Annotated in this window: 13 protein-coding genes; 8 read left to right on the forward strand and 5 right to left on the reverse strand. The window is 61.2% G+C overall.

The annotated features are described in order from the left end of the window. Window positions 1-58: 58 nt before the first annotated feature. The 3 genes from RCCGE510_RS25080 to RCCGE510_RS25090 form a co-directional block, all read right to left on the reverse strand. A complete protein-coding gene (locus RCCGE510_RS25080) occupies window positions 59-325 on the reverse strand; it encodes an acylphosphatase (RefSeq protein WP_037079663.1) in 267 nt (88 codons plus the stop codon). Between the two features lie 247 nt (window positions 326-572). Continuing rightward, window positions 573-2,024: an NADP-dependent succinate-semialdehyde dehydrogenase gene (gene gabD / locus RCCGE510_RS25085; RefSeq protein WP_007634600.1), complete on the reverse strand. Its 1,452-nt coding sequence runs from the start codon at window positions 2,022-2,024 to the stop codon at window positions 573-575. Window positions 2,025-2,351: 327 nt separating this feature from the next. Then, window positions 2,352-3,227, reverse strand: a complete 876-nt coding sequence (locus RCCGE510_RS25090; protein ID WP_007634601.1) for a GNAT family N-acetyltransferase — start codon at window positions 3,225-3,227, stop codon at window positions 2,352-2,354. 242 nt (window positions 3,228-3,469) lie between these two features. Here RCCGE510_RS25090 and argE point away from each other — a divergent pair, with 242 nt between their 5' ends. Genes argE through RCCGE510_RS25105 form a run of 3 tightly spaced genes read left to right on the forward strand, consistent with a single transcriptional unit; the run spans window position 3,470 to window position 5,907 of the window. Next, window positions 3,470-4,597, forward strand: coding sequence for an acetylornithine deacetylase (gene argE, locus RCCGE510_RS25095; RefSeq protein WP_007634602.1), 1,128 nt, complete (start codon window positions 3,470-3,472; stop codon window positions 4,595-4,597). A 15-nt stretch (window positions 4,598-4,612) separates the two neighbouring features. After that, complete coding sequence (locus tag RCCGE510_RS25100) at window positions 4,613-5,536, forward strand: glyoxylate/hydroxypyruvate reductase A (RefSeq protein WP_007634603.1); 924 nt, start codon at window positions 4,613-4,615, stop codon at window positions 5,534-5,536. 14 nt (window positions 5,537-5,550) lie between these two features. Continuing rightward, the gene (locus RCCGE510_RS25105; RefSeq protein WP_007634604.1) at window positions 5,551-5,907 is read left to right on the forward strand and encodes a cupin domain-containing protein; all 357 of its coding nucleotides are present in this window, start codon (window positions 5,551-5,553) and stop codon (window positions 5,905-5,907) included. 87 nt (window positions 5,908-5,994) lie between these two features. Here RCCGE510_RS25105 and RCCGE510_RS25110 read toward each other — a convergent pair whose 3' ends face one another. Then, complete coding sequence (locus tag RCCGE510_RS25110; protein WP_007634606.1) at window positions 5,995-6,714, reverse strand: cupin domain-containing protein; 720 nt, start codon at window positions 6,712-6,714, stop codon at window positions 5,995-5,997. A gap of 376 nt (window positions 6,715-7,090) precedes the next feature. Between RCCGE510_RS25110 and RCCGE510_RS25115 the strand changes: the two genes are divergently transcribed. The 3 genes from RCCGE510_RS25115 to RCCGE510_RS25125 all read left to right on the forward strand — a co-directional run bounded on the left by RCCGE510_RS25115 (window position 7,091) and on the right by RCCGE510_RS25125 (window position 11,676). Continuing rightward, window positions 7,091-8,368: an FAD-binding oxidoreductase gene (locus RCCGE510_RS25115; protein ID WP_007634608.1), complete on the forward strand. Its 1,278-nt coding sequence runs from the start codon at window positions 7,091-7,093 to the stop codon at window positions 8,366-8,368. 126 nt (window positions 8,369-8,494) lie between these two features. Then, the gene (locus tag RCCGE510_RS25120) at window positions 8,495-9,949 is read left to right on the forward strand and encodes an aldehyde dehydrogenase family protein (protein WP_007634610.1); all 1,455 of its coding nucleotides are present in this window, start codon (window positions 8,495-8,497) and stop codon (window positions 9,947-9,949) included. Window positions 9,950-10,218: 269 nt separating this feature from the next. After that, window positions 10,219-11,676, forward strand: coding sequence for an NAD-dependent succinate-semialdehyde dehydrogenase (locus RCCGE510_RS25125; RefSeq protein WP_007634612.1), 1,458 nt, complete (start codon window positions 10,219-10,221; stop codon window positions 11,674-11,676). A 176-nt stretch (window positions 11,677-11,852) separates the two neighbouring features. Here RCCGE510_RS25125 and RCCGE510_RS25130 read toward each other — a convergent pair whose 3' ends face one another. Next, the gene (locus tag RCCGE510_RS25130) at window positions 11,853-12,521 is read right to left on the reverse strand and encodes a haloacid dehalogenase type II (protein WP_007634614.1); all 669 of its coding nucleotides are present in this window, start codon (window positions 12,519-12,521) and stop codon (window positions 11,853-11,855) included. A gap of 394 nt (window positions 12,522-12,915) precedes the next feature. On the opposite strand from RCCGE510_RS25130, the gene RCCGE510_RS25135 reads away from it, so the two are divergent. After that, on the forward strand, window positions 12,916-13,749 hold the full coding sequence (locus tag RCCGE510_RS25135; protein ID WP_007634616.1) for a GNAT family N-acetyltransferase: 834 nt from the start codon (window positions 12,916-12,918) through the stop codon (window positions 13,747-13,749). A 13-nt stretch (window positions 13,750-13,762) separates the two neighbouring features. Continuing rightward, a complete protein-coding gene (locus RCCGE510_RS25140) occupies window positions 13,763-15,139 on the forward strand; it encodes an aspartate aminotransferase family protein (protein ID WP_007634618.1) in 1,377 nt (458 codons plus the stop codon). The last annotated feature ends 75 nt before the right edge of the window (window positions 15,140-15,214 follow it).

Here is a 15,214-nt window from a genome sequence, read left to right on the forward strand (position 1 = left end):
TTTCGCATTGGCAACATTGATTAAATAATATGCACATCGCAAAAACTCGCATTTGGTGTCAGGCCTTTTCGGCGATGATCGCCCTGCGTTCAATGCTCTCGACCCATATGTCGATCGGCCCCAGCGAGCACCCGACTTCCATCATATCGATCAAGTCCTCCGGTCCTGAAAGCTCGAGTTCGATCCGCATCGAACTCGTATGAGATATGGTGTGCGAGAGCCCGAGCTTGGCGGCGTGGCGCTGGATCCAGGGCACAAAGGAGGCCGCCTCGAGATCACCGACGATCGTCATCCGCTGCTGGAGGTGGCTTGAATCTCGTTCCATGCTCGCCCTGCTTTCCTGAACCATAGCGCCTGGATGAACTTGCAAAAGGGTACCGCCGAATCGAGGATACGCCGTCGGAGTTTGTCTGCAAAAGCCCTGCGACCCGCCACGATGCCCAGCTTGCATCGTGGCGAGCCGACAGGTCGATGACGCCGCCCTCGACGGCAAGCCATAGCCATGACGGCCGTTTCTCGAAAAGAACCGGAATCGTGGATGCGTTATGCTTGTCTCGGGCCTTCTCTTGGCCTCAGGCGATGCCGCCGAGGCAGACATATTTGATTTCGGTGAATTCCTCGATGCCGTATCTCGAGCCTTCGCGGCCGAGGCCGGAAAGCTTGACGCCGCCGAAGGGAGCTTCAGCCGTCGAGATCAGCCCGGTATTGACGCCGACCATACCGTATTCCAACGCTTCGGCGACCCGGAAGACCCGGGCGAGATCCTTGGCGTAGAAATAGGAGGCGAGACCGAACTCGGTGTCATTGGCCTGGGCAATCACATCGGCCTCGTCCTCGAAGCGGAAGAGCGGCGCCACCGGTCCGAAGGTCTCTTCCTTCGCAACAGCCATGCCAGGGGTGACGTCGGCGAGCACCGTCGCCTGATAGAAGCGCCCGCCGAGTTGATGGCGATGGCCACCGGCAATGACCCGGCCGCCCTTGGACAGCGCATCGGCGACATGCTCTTCGACCTTGGCAAGTGCTGCCTCGTCGATCAGCGGGCCGAGATTGATGCCCTCGTCGAAGCCGTTGCCGGTCTTCAGCGTTCCGACGGCCTTCGACAGCTTCTCGGCAAAGGCATCATAGACACCCTCCTGCACATAGAGGCGGTTGGCGCAGACGCAGGTCTGGCCGTTGTTGCGGAACTTGGCGATCAAAGCACCCTCCACGGCTGCATCGAGATCGGCGTCGTCAAAGACGATGAACGGCGCATTGCCCCCAAGCTCAAGCCCGAGCTTCTTAATGGTCGGGGCGCTCTGCCGGTAAAGCTCGGTGCCGACTTCGGTCGAGCCGGTGAAGGTCAGTTTGCGTACGATGGGGCTTGCGGTCATCTCGCCGCCGATGGCGCGCGCCGAGCCGGTCAAGACGCTGAAGAGGCCTTTGGGGAAGCCGGCGCGCTCGGCAAGGATAGCAATGGCAATTGCCGAAAACGGCGTCTGCGAGGCCGGCTTCAACACCATGGCGCAGCCGGCGGCAAAGGCCGGGCCCGCCTTGCGGGTGATCATCGCATTCGGGAAATTCCACGGGGTGATGGCGGCAACGACACCGATCGGCTGCTTCATCACCAGAATGCGCTTGTCCTTCTGATGGCCGGGAATGATGTCGCCATAGAGACGCCGCGCTTCCTCGGCAAACCATTCGATGAAGCTCGCGCCATAGGCGATCTCACCCTTGGCTTCAGCCAGCGGCTTGCCTTGCTCTGATGTCAGGATGCGGCCGAGATCGTCCTGATTGTCCATCATCAGCTGGAACCAGCGACGGAGGATGACCGACCGTTCCTTGGCGGTGCGGGCTGCCCATTCCTTCTGCGCAATCTCGGCTGCGGCAATCGCCGCCTTGGTTTCGGCGGCGCCCAGATTGGGAACGCGGCCGATGATCTCGCCGGTTGCGGGGTTATCCACGGCGATCGCATTGTCCCCGGCCTCGATCCAATCGCCGCCGACCAATGCGGCCTGCCGAAACAACGTTGCGTCCTTCAATTCCATGACTGTCTCCTCAGATAGACCATTTCTGTTTCTTCGAGTCGCAGGGATGCTCTATCTCTTTTCGTGTTTGTGCAACCACCACACAATTTTGCGGGAACGCGCTCGACACCTCAGGCACGCGATCGCGGACAACTGCCCATCCGGCTGCCGCGACCGACCGGGGTCGAGCCACGGGTCGCGACCCGTCCTTCGGACCCCGTAAACGGGCGAAAAGACATGCCGCAGCCTCTCCGTCACCAGCGTCTTGTAGGGCACGTTCCTTCTGCCCGTCAGAACGGGGAGAAGGAGATCCATCAGCGTAAAATTAGATTTCGCCAGTCCATCATATTAGCTTAGCGCATGGCCGGCCAAACCATAAACCGCCGGTTCGCCACTCTGCCTATTCAAGAAATTACGCCCCTTGGACATGGTCGTAACGGTATCGGAGACGGCGAGCCGGCTCTGTTGAAGGAACTCGGCGAACAGGCCTTTCGCTCGGGTATCAACACGTGCGAACCCGCCTGCCAAATCCTTGAGATGTACTGCGGCAAGATTGATCGCGTCCTGATCATTGCCTGCCACGATCGGACCAATCACATGGCCGCGCCCGAACTCGCGACACATGGAATAGCCGACGATTTCATCGCCTCGCCGGAGTGTGCAAATGGACGCCCCCTCAGCAAGCAAAGCGACCAACTTGCCGCGATCGGCGCCGAAGGCTCGCGTATCGAGAGCATTGATCTCCTCGATTTTGTCGCTGGACAGTTCGCTCAACTGCCCATTCAGCTCCGGCAGCGGAGGAAGCTTCGACCCAACATCGCCCTGGTATTGATAGACAATCGCCTCCTTGGTGAAACCGAGAGAAACATAAAGTCTGTAAGCTGCATGGGTTGAATTCAAACTCAGATTACGGTCGCCGCATTGTTCGAATACTTGGTCCATGAGCCATCGCCCGGTCCCCTGCGCCTGCGTGCGAGGCGAGGTGATCACCAGCCCGATCGTGGCGAAATCATCGCCATGCGGAAACCACATCGCACTTCCGAAGACGCGTCCTATGCCATCGACCGCAACGATACCCAGCCCAGCGCGCCGCAGGAGATCCCAGTCTTTGGGCCGGTGCGGCCAGCCGACGCCGATCGACAGCGCGTGAAGCAGGCTGACATCGACACTGTTTATATCCTGCGCGATCAATTCGAATGATTTCAGGCGCACTGATTTTTGCATTTTCGGATATCCGCTCCGTTCGCCGGATCAACAAGCTCCACTGGAGGAAGACAGTGTCTTTGATCATGCGCCGATTGCAACCAAGTCACAATATTGCACGCCAAGGCCGGCAGGATTGGCTTGTTCATCACCACAATTCAAAATCTTCAGCTGAACCGAAGCCCTACTCAGCAGGTAACACGCATCCCCGGCATTAGGTTAGGTAACATCTCGACCACTCTGAAGGCAACTTGCTCGCTCCCATGGACGTCAAAGAAATTCTTGCAAGATTGATCGCATTCCCCTCCGTTGTCGGCACGCCCAACGGCGAGATTGCCGACTGGGTACATGATTACTGTCAGAAGGCGGGAGCCGATGTGACGGTCCATCTCGGCCCGGAAGGTGACCGGTACAACCTTTTTGCGACTATCGGACCGCGCGATGGCCAAGGCTACATTCTGTCCGGGCACATGGATGTCGTGCCGGCCGGCGAACGGGAATGGAGTTCGGATCCCTTCGTCCTGCGCGCTGAGGGGGACAGACTTTTCGGACGTGGCACCAGCGATATGAAAGGCTTTCTCGCCTGCGCCTTGGCCGCATTGCCGAAGCTTGCCGCCATGAAGCTGCGGCGGCCAATTCACCTTGCCTTCTCCTATGACGAGGAGGCAGGCAGCCGTGGCGTACCGCATCTCATTGCGGAGCTGCCAAACCTGTGCAATGCCCCGCTGGGAGCGATCATCGGTGAACCGAGCCGGATGCAGGCAGTGCGGGCGCACAAAGGCAAGGCAGCCGTCCGCCTCGAGGTGATCGGGCGCTCGGGGCATTCCTCCCGTCCGGATCTTGGACTAAACGCCATTCATGCCATGGCCAGTTTGATCACCGAGGTTGCGGAATACGGCAAGTCCCTGACGAACGGTCCCTTCCACGATGATTTTGCGCCTCCCTACTCGTCATTGCAAGTTGGCGTCATTACCGGCGGCCAGGCGGTCAACATCATACCGGATCGCTGCACCGCCGATATCGAGGTCCGCGCTGTGCCGGGTATCTCCCCATCATCTCTGCTGGAGCCGGTAAGGGCTAGGCTCGCTGCTTTCAGAGACCAGGGCTTCGACGTCGGCTGGCACGAGCTGAGCGCTTATCCCGGACTTGCGCTCCCCGAAGGCAGCAACCTCGCAACGCTGCTGAAGGAATTGACGGGGCTGGAGCCGCTTGCTGCCGTAAGCTATGGCACGGAGGCCGGGCTCTACCAGCAGGCTGGCATCGTTTCCATCATCTGCGGACCCGGGGATATTGGTCGTGCACACCGGCCTGACGAATACATCGAAGTTGGCGAGCTCGCAGCATGCCAGACGATGATCGAGGAACTCGGCGCCCATCTTGCCGAAAACTGAACGAAGGCGATTTTTATGGCTTTTCTCTTCAACTCCGATGCCACACGCGGTGCGGTTTTCCAGGAGATTTTTGCGCGCGAACTGCCGGATCTGGAGTTCGTCGCGCAGGGCCAGCCGGTGGATCCGGAAAGGGTGCGGTATCTGCTGACATGGACGATCCCAGGCGATATGTCGCGTTACCGCAATTTGGAGGTTTTGTTTTGTATCGGCGCTGGCGTCGATCAGCTCAAACAGGAAAGCCTGCCGGACCACGTAGCGGTCGTCCGCATGGTCGAGGACGGCATTATCCGGATGATGCAGGAATACGTCACTCTCGGCGTCCTGACGCTCCACCGCGATATTCTCGCCTACCGGGAGCTGCAGAGACAGTCTGTTTGGCAGACGCTCGCCGCGCCGCAGGCCGCCGAGCGCCGCATAGGTTTTCTGGGCCTCGGCATCCTGGCGCAGGCGGCGATCGAACGCTTGAAGCCGTTCCAATTTCCACTCGCAGGATGGAGCCGAAGCAAGAAGCAAATTGACGGCGTTACCTGCCACCATGGCACGGATGGACTGGCGGACTTTTTGGCGAAGACCGACATTCTGGTCTGTCTGCTGCCGCTGACCGACGAGACGCGCGGCATCCTCAATGCCGAACTCTTCTCACAGCTGCCGGCCGGCGCACGGCTGTTGCATGTGGGCCGCGGGCCGCACCTTGACCACGCAACTTTGATCGAGGCTCTCGATAGCGGTCATCTTGCCGCGGCAATGCTCGATGTCACCGATCCCGAGCCGCTGCCGGCAGAACATCCCCTCTGGCAACACCCGAAAGTAGCGATCACGCCGCACATCGCCTCCGTCACGCAACCGGAAACGGCAGCGCAATCGGTCACCGAAAATATTCGGCGCCACCGCGCCGGCGAAAAGCTGATCGGCCTGGTCGATCGGACACGCGGTTATTAAACAAGGAAAATGACATGTCGCTTCTGTTGACCATCGATACCGATCCAAACTTCACCCCAAAACAGGCCGTGCCGGACGCAGAGCGGCTGATTTCAGGCAATCCCGTCTACAAGACCTGGGCGCAAGACGCCTCAAAAGGCGAGAAGGTGCTGACCGGCATTTGGGAAGCGACGCCCGGCGAGCACCATTCCATCAAGGGCACGGTCTACGAATTCTGCCACATTATCTCCGGTGTCGTTGAAATCGACGAAAAAGACGGCGAGACGAAGACTTATCGCACCGGCGACAGCTTCGTGATGAAGCCTGGTTTTGTCGGCGTCTGGCGTACCATCGAAACCGTGCGCAAGATCTACGTCTGCGTTTACGGCTGAGCGAGCGCCAATGGGGCGCGCCCGAAAGATGGGCGCGCCTGCCGAATAGAAGCACCCAACTATTGGCAGACGAGGCCGTGGATCCGGTTAAGTCTCCAGGCCTTCGACGATGGCAAAGATCTTCTTGAGGTTGCCGTGGATCGATAGGCGGTTGACGGTTCCGCGGCCGACGAAGATCGCGTCTCCCGCCTCGACCGCCGTTTTCGTGCCGTCTCCATCGGTCACATCAGCCTGGCCTTCCAGTATGTACATCAATTCATGGACGGGATGAGGGCGCGACAGCCGGACGTGCGGCGTCGTCGCCCAGACACCAGCCCGAAAGCCGGCGGCTTCGTCGGAAAATGCCCTGAAGTAACTGCACTGAGGCGTGTCCCCTTCCAGGAACTGCGCCGGAGGCGGCGGGGAGGGGGCAAGTGCCACATCCCTGTCGATCGTCACGACCCCTTGCGTGCTCAATGTTGGCGCAGTCGTCGCACAGAAGATCCAGCGAGTGCCTTTTTCCGCTTCCGCCGCGACGTCCTTGCCCCGGCCGATGACCGCGCTGTCGCCGGATGTGAGATCAAACGTTGAGCCGCCCGAATGCAGGACAAGTCGCCCTGCCACGACGACCAGGGATTCCGTATGAGGAAAGCTGGCGATTGAGGCTTTTCCGTTCCAATGCACCGATCCGGCAGAAACCCCGCCGGAAGCACTCCAGACGATATCGCGGCCGGCGCCGAATATGTCGTCTGGTCCTAAAGTGCTTCGCTGGCCTTCCGGAATGGTTCGGCTTTTCGCCTCGTAGAGGAGAATGGTCTTACCGGTCATCGTCTGACTCCCAATTTGGTGCGACATTCATATGTCCGGTGCTGGTGCCGATGGGCCGCAAGCCGATTTACCAGACCAGACCAGGCTCGTTCCCAGCCCTTTGGACCCGCCCCGATGCAGCAGCACTTCGGCAACAGTTGAGCATCATTGGGCATGGCCTGCTCCTGGAAGCCCGGGGGACCGAATTCTGCTTAGATCCTAATCTGTGGCTTCAAGGGGTGGGCTGCGGAGTTGGCGCATAAACAGAATATCCTTTGGTTTACTGCCCGCAACACAGGCAATTGTTGCGAAACAAGGCTGCCAGCGCCGCACCTCTCCAGCGCAAGCAGGCCTATACTTCATGCATCGGATCAGACGAGCATAAGGGCATGCGCCAATGAAATTTGCTTCCTACTGGCATGACACCTCGATCCCATTCGCCGGAGCCATCGCCGACCCCGTCTCGGGAGATTTCGAGGTTGCGGTGATCGGCGCCGGCTTCACCGGGCTCAACGCCGCGCGCACGCTGGCGCAATCCGGTGTGAAGGTCGTTCTGCTGGAAGCCGAGCACGTTGGTTATGGTGCGTCCGGCCGCAATGGCGGGCACCTTAACAGCGGTCATTTCGCAAGCTTCAGCGCCGCCAGGCAGCATCTCGGGGAAGACCGGGCGCGCCGCTTGTGGCGAGCCTATGATGACTCGATCGACATGATCGAACAGATCATCGAGGAAGAAAAGATCGCTTGCGATTTTCGCAGAGGCGGCAAGCTCAAGCTTGCCTCGAAGCCCTCTCATGTCGGCAAGCTGCAGGCGATGTCAGAAGAAATCCGCCGCGAGGTCGACCCGTCAGCCGAATGGCTGACGCGCGAGGACCTCCGCAAGGAGGTGGTATCGGATGCCTTTCATGGCGGGATTCTCTATCCGAAATCCGCCATGATGCACATGGGACACTACGCCAATGGCGTGGCGCAGGCCGCCTGCCGCCATGGCGCGGCGATCTGGGAGCGAAACCCGGTCACCGCCCGCGAGCCCGTGCCGAATGGATGGCGGCTGACCACCCCGACCGGCTCGCTCACCGCCCGCCAGGTCATCCTGGCGACCGATGCCTATACGCCAAGCGTCTTTAACTATTTCCGCCGAAGGCTGATGCCGATTGCTTCCTTTATCATCGCGACGCGCCCGCTTACCCCGCAGGAGGTCGCCGCGACGGTGCCGGGCAACCGCAACTTCACCAACTCGCTCAACATCGCCAACTATTTCCGCCTGACGCCCGACAACCGCATGCTGTTCGGGGGGAGGGCGAGATTTTCGGCTGTGTCGAACCAGAAAACCGACGTCAGCTCCGGCCAGCTTCTGCGCCAGCAGATGCTCGGCATGTTTCCGCAGCTTGCAGACGTCGAGATCGACTATTGCTGGGGCGGCCTCGTCGGTTGCACGCAAGACCGCTATCCCCGCGCGGGCAGCGCCGAGGGTGTGATTTACAGCATGGGCTATTCCGGCCACGGAGCCCAGTTGTCGACCTTCATGGGTAGTGCGCTGGCCAATATGGCGATGGGGCGCAAGGGCGCCAATCCACTCGACGGCTTCGCCTGGCCCGCCGTTCCGATGCATACCGGGAATCCGTGGTTCCTGCCGATCGTCGGCACCTATTACCGCATGAAGGACCTGCTGCCCTGACCGATCCTGGCGCCGCGCCGGTCGCGGCTAGACGGCCTCACCTGGGGACGGCCGACGACGTTATGGACGGGCACCCATGGTCCCTGCCGATCCTCCGCGCAATTGCCGCATGAAGGACCTTGTAAGATGATCACGCCTCTCGAACACCTGTCCCGCAACGGCCGTCTGGACAAGTTCTTCATCGACGGCAAATGGCTTGAACCCAGGGGCAGCGCCAAGGGCGTCGTGGTCAATCCTGCCACGGAAGAGGTGGTGACCCACTTTGCGCTCGGAAACGGCTGGGATGTCGAGGCGGCGGTTTCCGCCGCCCGACAGGCCTTCGCCACCTGGAGCCGCACCAAACCGGAATACCGTGCGGGTCTGCTTGATCGTCTGCAGGCGCTGCTCGAAGCACGTAGCGAACTGTTTGCGCAATGCCTGAGCCTCGAAATGGGCGCGGCGATCGGATATGCGCGCACCGCGCAGGTGCCGCTGGCGATCGCCCATGTCAAGGTCGCTCGCGAGGTCCTGGAAGCCTTCCCCTTCGTCAAGCAGCGCGGCCACACCGCCATCACCCACGAACCGATCGGTGTCTGCGCACTGATCACGCCATGGAACTGGCCGCTCTACCAGATCACCGCCAAAGTTTCGCCGGCACTCGCCGCGGGCTGCACTGTGGTGCTGAAGCCCAGCGAGCTTTCGCCGCTCAACGCGCTGCTGTTTGCCGAGACGATCGAGGAAGCCGGCTTTCCCAACGGCGTCTTCAACCTCGTCAATGGTGACGGCCCCTCCGTCGGTTCGGTCCTTGCGTCCCATCCGGATGTCGACATGATTTCCATTACCGGTTCCACCCGCGCCGGTATCGCAGTGGCTCAGGCAGCCGCGCCGACCGTCAAGCGCGTTGCGCAGGAGCTTGGCGGCAAGTCACCAAACGTGGTCCTGCCGGACGCCGATCTCGATCGAGCCGTTTCCATGGGCGTAGCGGCTGCCTTCCGCAATCTCGGCCAATCATGCAGCGCGCCGACCCGGATGATCGTGCCGCGCGCACGGCTGTCCGAGATCGAGTCAATTGCCAAGAGAGCTGCAGATGAGATCGTCGTCGGTGATCCCCGTTCAAACGCCACCACGCACGGTGCGATCGCCAACCGCGCCCAGTACGACCGGATCCAAGCCATGATCGGCGTCGGTATTGCGGAAGGCGCGACGCTCATCACAGGCGGAGAGGGTCGCCCAGCCGGTCTGAATGCCGGGTTCTACGTTAAACCGACGGTTTTCTCGGACGTGCGCACGGACATGTGCATCGCCCAGGAGGAAATCTTCGGCCCGGTCCTCTGTCTCATTCCCTACGAAACGGTGGAGGAAGCCATCGCCATCGCCAACCATACCGTCTACGGCCTGGGTGCGCATGTGCAGGGCAAGAATATAGACGTCGTCAAGGAGGTCGCGTCACGGATCCGCTGCGGTCAAGTGCATCTCAACTATCCGGCCTGGGATCCACACGCGCCTTTCGGCGGTTTCAAGCAATCTGGAAACGGACGCGAATTCGGCATTGAGGGCATGCTCGAATACCTCGAGGTCAAATCCATTCTAGGCTATTTCTAGAGTATCGCATCGTTCTCTGCCGTGCAGGCCGCTGATATTCCTATCCGGCACCTTCTCGCCGACGCCGGGTTTCACCGGTTTATCGGCCCCTCGGCACTTCCAAAAGAAACTCTCGACGACAACTGCGGGAGCCTCCGGGCAACAGCCGAAGATGACTGTCGCATCGCCCAAAACGTTATTTTCCACCGCGCCGGCAGCCACGGTCGATGCATGCTGCTTGTCCTGTTTCGGTAGGCTTGGCTCAAACTGACGGTCAGAGAGGAAACGATATGCTTGAGTTGAAAGACAAAGACCTTTTCCAGCAGGCCGGCCTGATCGACGGGATCTGGTCGCGTGCAGCCTCGGGCAAGACGGTGGATGTCGTCAATCCCGCCACTCAGGAGAACCTCGGCATCGTTCCAGACATGGGAACCACCGAGACCCGCGCGGCGATCGACGCAGCCCGGGCCGCTTTCACCCTATGGAAGAAGAGGACGCATGCCGAGCGTGCGGTTCTGCTCGAGCGCTGGTATGCGCTGATGATCGAAAATCTCGAGGATCTGGCGCTTCTCATCACGCTCGAGCAGGGCAAGCCTCTCGATGAATCGCGCGCCGAGGTCCGTTACGGGGCTTCCTTCGTCAAATGGTTTGCCGAAGAAGCCCGCCGCATCGGCGGCCACACCATTCCCTCGCCGACACCGGATCGCCGCATCCTCGTCCTCAAGGAAGCGGTCGGCGTCTGCGCCATCGTCACCCCGTGGAATTTTCCGATCGCGATGATCACCCGAAAGGTGGCGCCCGCTTTGGCGGCCGGCTGTACGGTTGTCATCAAGCCTTCCGAGTTCACCCCCTATTCGGCGCTCGCCATGGGTATTCTTGCCGAGCGCGCCGGCATTCCGGCAGGGGTGATCAACATCGTCACCGGACTGCCGACGGAGATCGGCAACGAGTTCATGGAAAACTCAACGGTGCGCAAGATCTCCTTCACGGGCTCGACCCGGATCGGCTCACTTCTGATGCGCGGCGCCGCCGACAGCGTCAAGCGGCTCTCGCTAGAACTTGGCGGCAATGCGCCTTTCATTGTTTTCGATGACGCGGATCTCGATCTCGCGGTCGAAGGCACAATCCTGTCCAAGTTCCGCAACGGCGGCCAGACCTGCGTCTGCGCCAACCGCATCCTGGTGCAGGCCGGCGTCTATGATGCCTTTGCCGAGAAACTCGGTGCCCGCGTCAACGCCATGAAGGTCGGCCCCGGCACGGAACCTGGCAATGTCATCGGCCCGATGATCAACACGGCGGCGATCGAGAAAATCACCCGCCATGTCGATGACGCTCTGGCCAAAGGCGCCAAGATCGCCGCACGGGGCAATTCCGTGGCGGAGGGCTCGCAATACGCCGCCCCGATGGTGCTGACCGAGGCGACGACCGATATGCTGCTTGCCAGCGAAGAAACCTTCGGCCCGGTTGCACCGCTCTTCCGCTTCGAGACGGAAGATGAGGCGATCACAATCGCCAACGGCACACCGTTTGGTCTGGCTGCCTATTTCTACACCGAAAACCTGAAGCGCTCCTGGCGTGTCGGCGAAGCCCTCGAGTTCGGCATGATCGGGCTCAACACCGGCGCGATCTCGACCGAAGTCGCCCCGTTCGGCGGCGTCAAGCAGTCTGGCCTCGGCCGGGAGGGAGCGCAGGTTGGCATCGAGGAATATCTCGAAATGAAGAGCTTCCACATCGGTGGGCTGAGCTGAGCCTGAAACGATTACGAGATGAGAACCAGCGATGTGGCGCACGCGGGTGCGCCATTTTTTCTGCAGCCATCGCAACACACGGGCTTGGCAATCCTTCGGCTTCGGTCGGCCCGCGAGCACGGCCGACCACTTAAAGATAGCGCTGGCGGAAAAGCCGCCCGCGCTTTCCTTCGGCTTTAGAGGCCGAAAACACCGGGGAGGCCGGAGATGTCGGCGATCTCGACGTAACCATAGAACGGGTTGGCGGGCTCATGGCCGCGGTTCACCCAGACCTTGTTTTTGATGCCGATATCGTTAGCCGACATATGGTCGTAACGGAACGAGGAACTGCAATGGACGACATCTTCGGGGGCGCAGCCGAGCATGTCGAACAGGTATTCGAAGGCCTGCAGGCGCGGCTTGTAGGCTTGCGCCTGTTCGGCCGTGTAGACCGCATGGAAGGGAGCGCCGAGCTTTTCGACGTTCGACATGATCTGCGAATTCATCGCGTTCGACAGGATCACCAGCGGGATCTTCTTGGCAACCTTCGCAAGGCCAGCCGGTACATCCGCATGCGGACCCCAGGTCGGCACCCGCTCGTAGACCGTGCGGGCGTCTTCGTCGTTGAACTTGACGCCGTTGCGCTTGCAGGTGCGCTCGATCGAATTGTGAACGACCTCGGCATAGGGTTTCCAGTCGCCCAGGACCTCGTCGAGGCGATAGGCGGCGAAATTCCGGATGAACTCGGCCATGCGGGGTTCATCGAGCTGGTCGCTGTAAAGGTCGTGCGCCGCTTCCGCCATCTGGAAGTTGGTCAGCGTGCCGTAGCAGTCGAAGGTGATGTATTTCGGACGCGCGAGGGTCATGGGCATATCCTTTGGAGAGTGGACCGGGGCATTTGAACTCATGATAAACGCGGCCCGCCCCGCGGCTCGCCTGAATGTGACGGCTATCGAAGCAGATTATTTCGTGTCGAAAGCTGGCTTTGGCAGATGGTTGCGGGTTCCTGCCGCCGGCGGATGCGGAAGGACGGGGGACCATCGGCTAGGTCACCCTATGTTATATCCCTCTGTTTTGACCGGCTCGTCGCAGTAAGTGCAGCGAATTTTGCGCGCGATCCACCCCGTGAGCCCACATGCCAGCATAAGATGCGGCGGGCGATAAAGGGAAAACGATAAGATACCGCTCAGAGCGTAGCCTTCAGACGATTAGGCAACCGGCACTCCTTCACACTTCCACCCAGGAAATGAAGGAAGTGTCATGCAGACAAGCCAGATCGATTTCGCCGCTTTCGGCACCGAACACCTGGATGCCGCCCTCAACCTGTCGCGGCAGGCAGGCTGGCCCCATCGTCCGGAGGATTGGCAGATGGCGCTTGCCTTGAGCGAAGGCGTCGTGGCCATCGAGAACGACCGGGTGGTCGGCACCGTGCTCGTAACCTCCTACAAGCAAGACTGCGCCACGATCAACATGGTCATCGTCGATGAAGCCATGCGCGGCCGCGGGCTTGGCCGCAGGCTCATGGATGCTGCAATGGAGCTTGCCGGCAAACGCCCGCTCAGGCTTGTTGCGACCGCCGATGGCCTGCCGCTCTATGAGAAGCTCGGCTTCCGCCAGACCGGCCGCATTCTGCAGCACCAAGGCATCGCCGGCGAGGTCGTGGCGCCAAAGACCACCTCGGCCGCCGCTAAGGCCGATTTCACCCCTATTGCCGAACTCGATCGACAGGCCTTCGGCGCCGATCGCGCCGATCTGATCGCATATCTCGCCAAGGTCGGCGAACTTGCCGTGGTCCGCCGCAACGGACGGGTCACCGGTTTTGCGGTCCTTCGCACCTTCGGCCGGGGCGAGGTCATCGGCCCCGTCATTGCCGGCAACCTGGAGGACGCCAAAGCGCTCGTCGCTCACTTCATCGCCCGGCGGCCCGGCGTGTTTCTCAGGGTCGATACCACCGCTGCCGCCGGCCTGTCCGACTGGCTGGTCGAACAGGGCTTCGCCCATGTCGGCGGCGGCATCGCCATGATGAAGCCATCGATTCCAGACGCCGATTCCGCCGCCACCATCTTCGCCCTCGCCAACCAGGCGCTCGGCTGATCCGGAGAGTATGATGCACAGCAATTCCCTTGTCGAACTCGACCGCGCCCATCTCGTGCACCCCGTTGCCTCCTACCGCAATCATGAAAAGCTCGGCGTACGTGTGCTCGCTTCCGCCAAAGGCGCGACGGTGACCGATGCTTCCGGCAAGCAGTTGGTCGATGGCTTTGCCGGCCTGTGGTGTGTCAATGCCGGTTACGGTCATGAATCGATCGTCGAGGCAGCGGCGCGGCAGATGCGCGACCTGCCCTATGCGACAACCTATTTCGGTCTCGGCTCGGAACCGGCGATCCGGCTTGCCGCGGCATTGGCCGAACGGGCCCCAGGCGACCTCAACCATGTCTACTTCACCCTGGGCGGATCCGATGCCGTCGACAGCACGATCCGTTTTATCCGCTACTACTGGATCGCCCGCGGGCAGCCGCAGCGCGACCAGTTCATCTCGCTCGAGCAAGGTTATCACGGTTCTTCGACTGTCGGGGCAGGGCTGACGGCGCTTCCGTCGTTCCACGCCGGCTTCGGCATTCCCTTCGACTGGCAGCATAAAATCCCCTCCCACTACGCCTATCGCAACCCGGTCGGCCAGGATCCGCAGGCTATCATCAACGCTTCCCTCGCAGCATTGCGGAGCAAGGTCGAAGAGATCGGCTCCGATCGTGTCGCCGCCTTTTACGCCGAACCCATCCAGGGTTCGGGCGGCGTGCTGGTGCCGCCGAAGGGCTGGATGAAGGCGATGCGCGCGCTCTGCAGCGAGCTCGGCATCCTGTTTGTCGCCGACGAAGTGATCACCGCTTTCGGCCGCACCGGCCCGCTCTTTGCATGCGAAGAGGACGAGGTCGTTCCGGACTTCATCACCACGGCAAAGGGGCTGACCTCCGGCTATGTGCCGATGGGGGCGGTCTTCATGGCCGACCACGTCTACCAAACCATTGCGGATGGTGCCGGTGGCGCAGCCGTCGGTCACGGTTATACCTATTCGGCCCATCCCGTCAGCGCCGCCGTCGGCCTCGAAGTGCTGAACCTTTATGAAACCGGCCTGCTGGCGAACGGCCGGAAAGCCGGCGCAAGGCTGATGCAGGGGCTTGAAGGCCTCAAGGACCATCCCCTGGTCGGCGATGTGCGCGGCCGCGGCATGCTGGCCGCCGTCGAGCTCGTGGTCGACAAGGAGAAGAAGACGCCGTTGCCGGCGGCCGCCGATCCGGCTCGCCGGGTCTTCGACCGCGCTTGGGAAAACGGCCTGATCATCCGTGCCTTCGGCAACGGCGTCCTCGGCTATGCGCCGCCGCTCTGCTGCACCGACGCCGACATCGACGCGATCATCGAGCGCACGCGCAAAACCTTAGACGACACCCTGGCTGACCCCGATGTACGCGCAGCCCTGAAGGGCTGAGGGGGCGGGCAGCCGTTGCGATGATCCCTGCGCCGATGCCCATGTGAGCATCCTGCCCTTGTCGCCGCCGCGGTC

This window comes from Rhizobium sp. CCGE 510 (assembly GCF_000292525.1).
GTDB lineage: Bacteria > Pseudomonadota > Alphaproteobacteria > Rhizobiales > Rhizobiaceae > Rhizobium.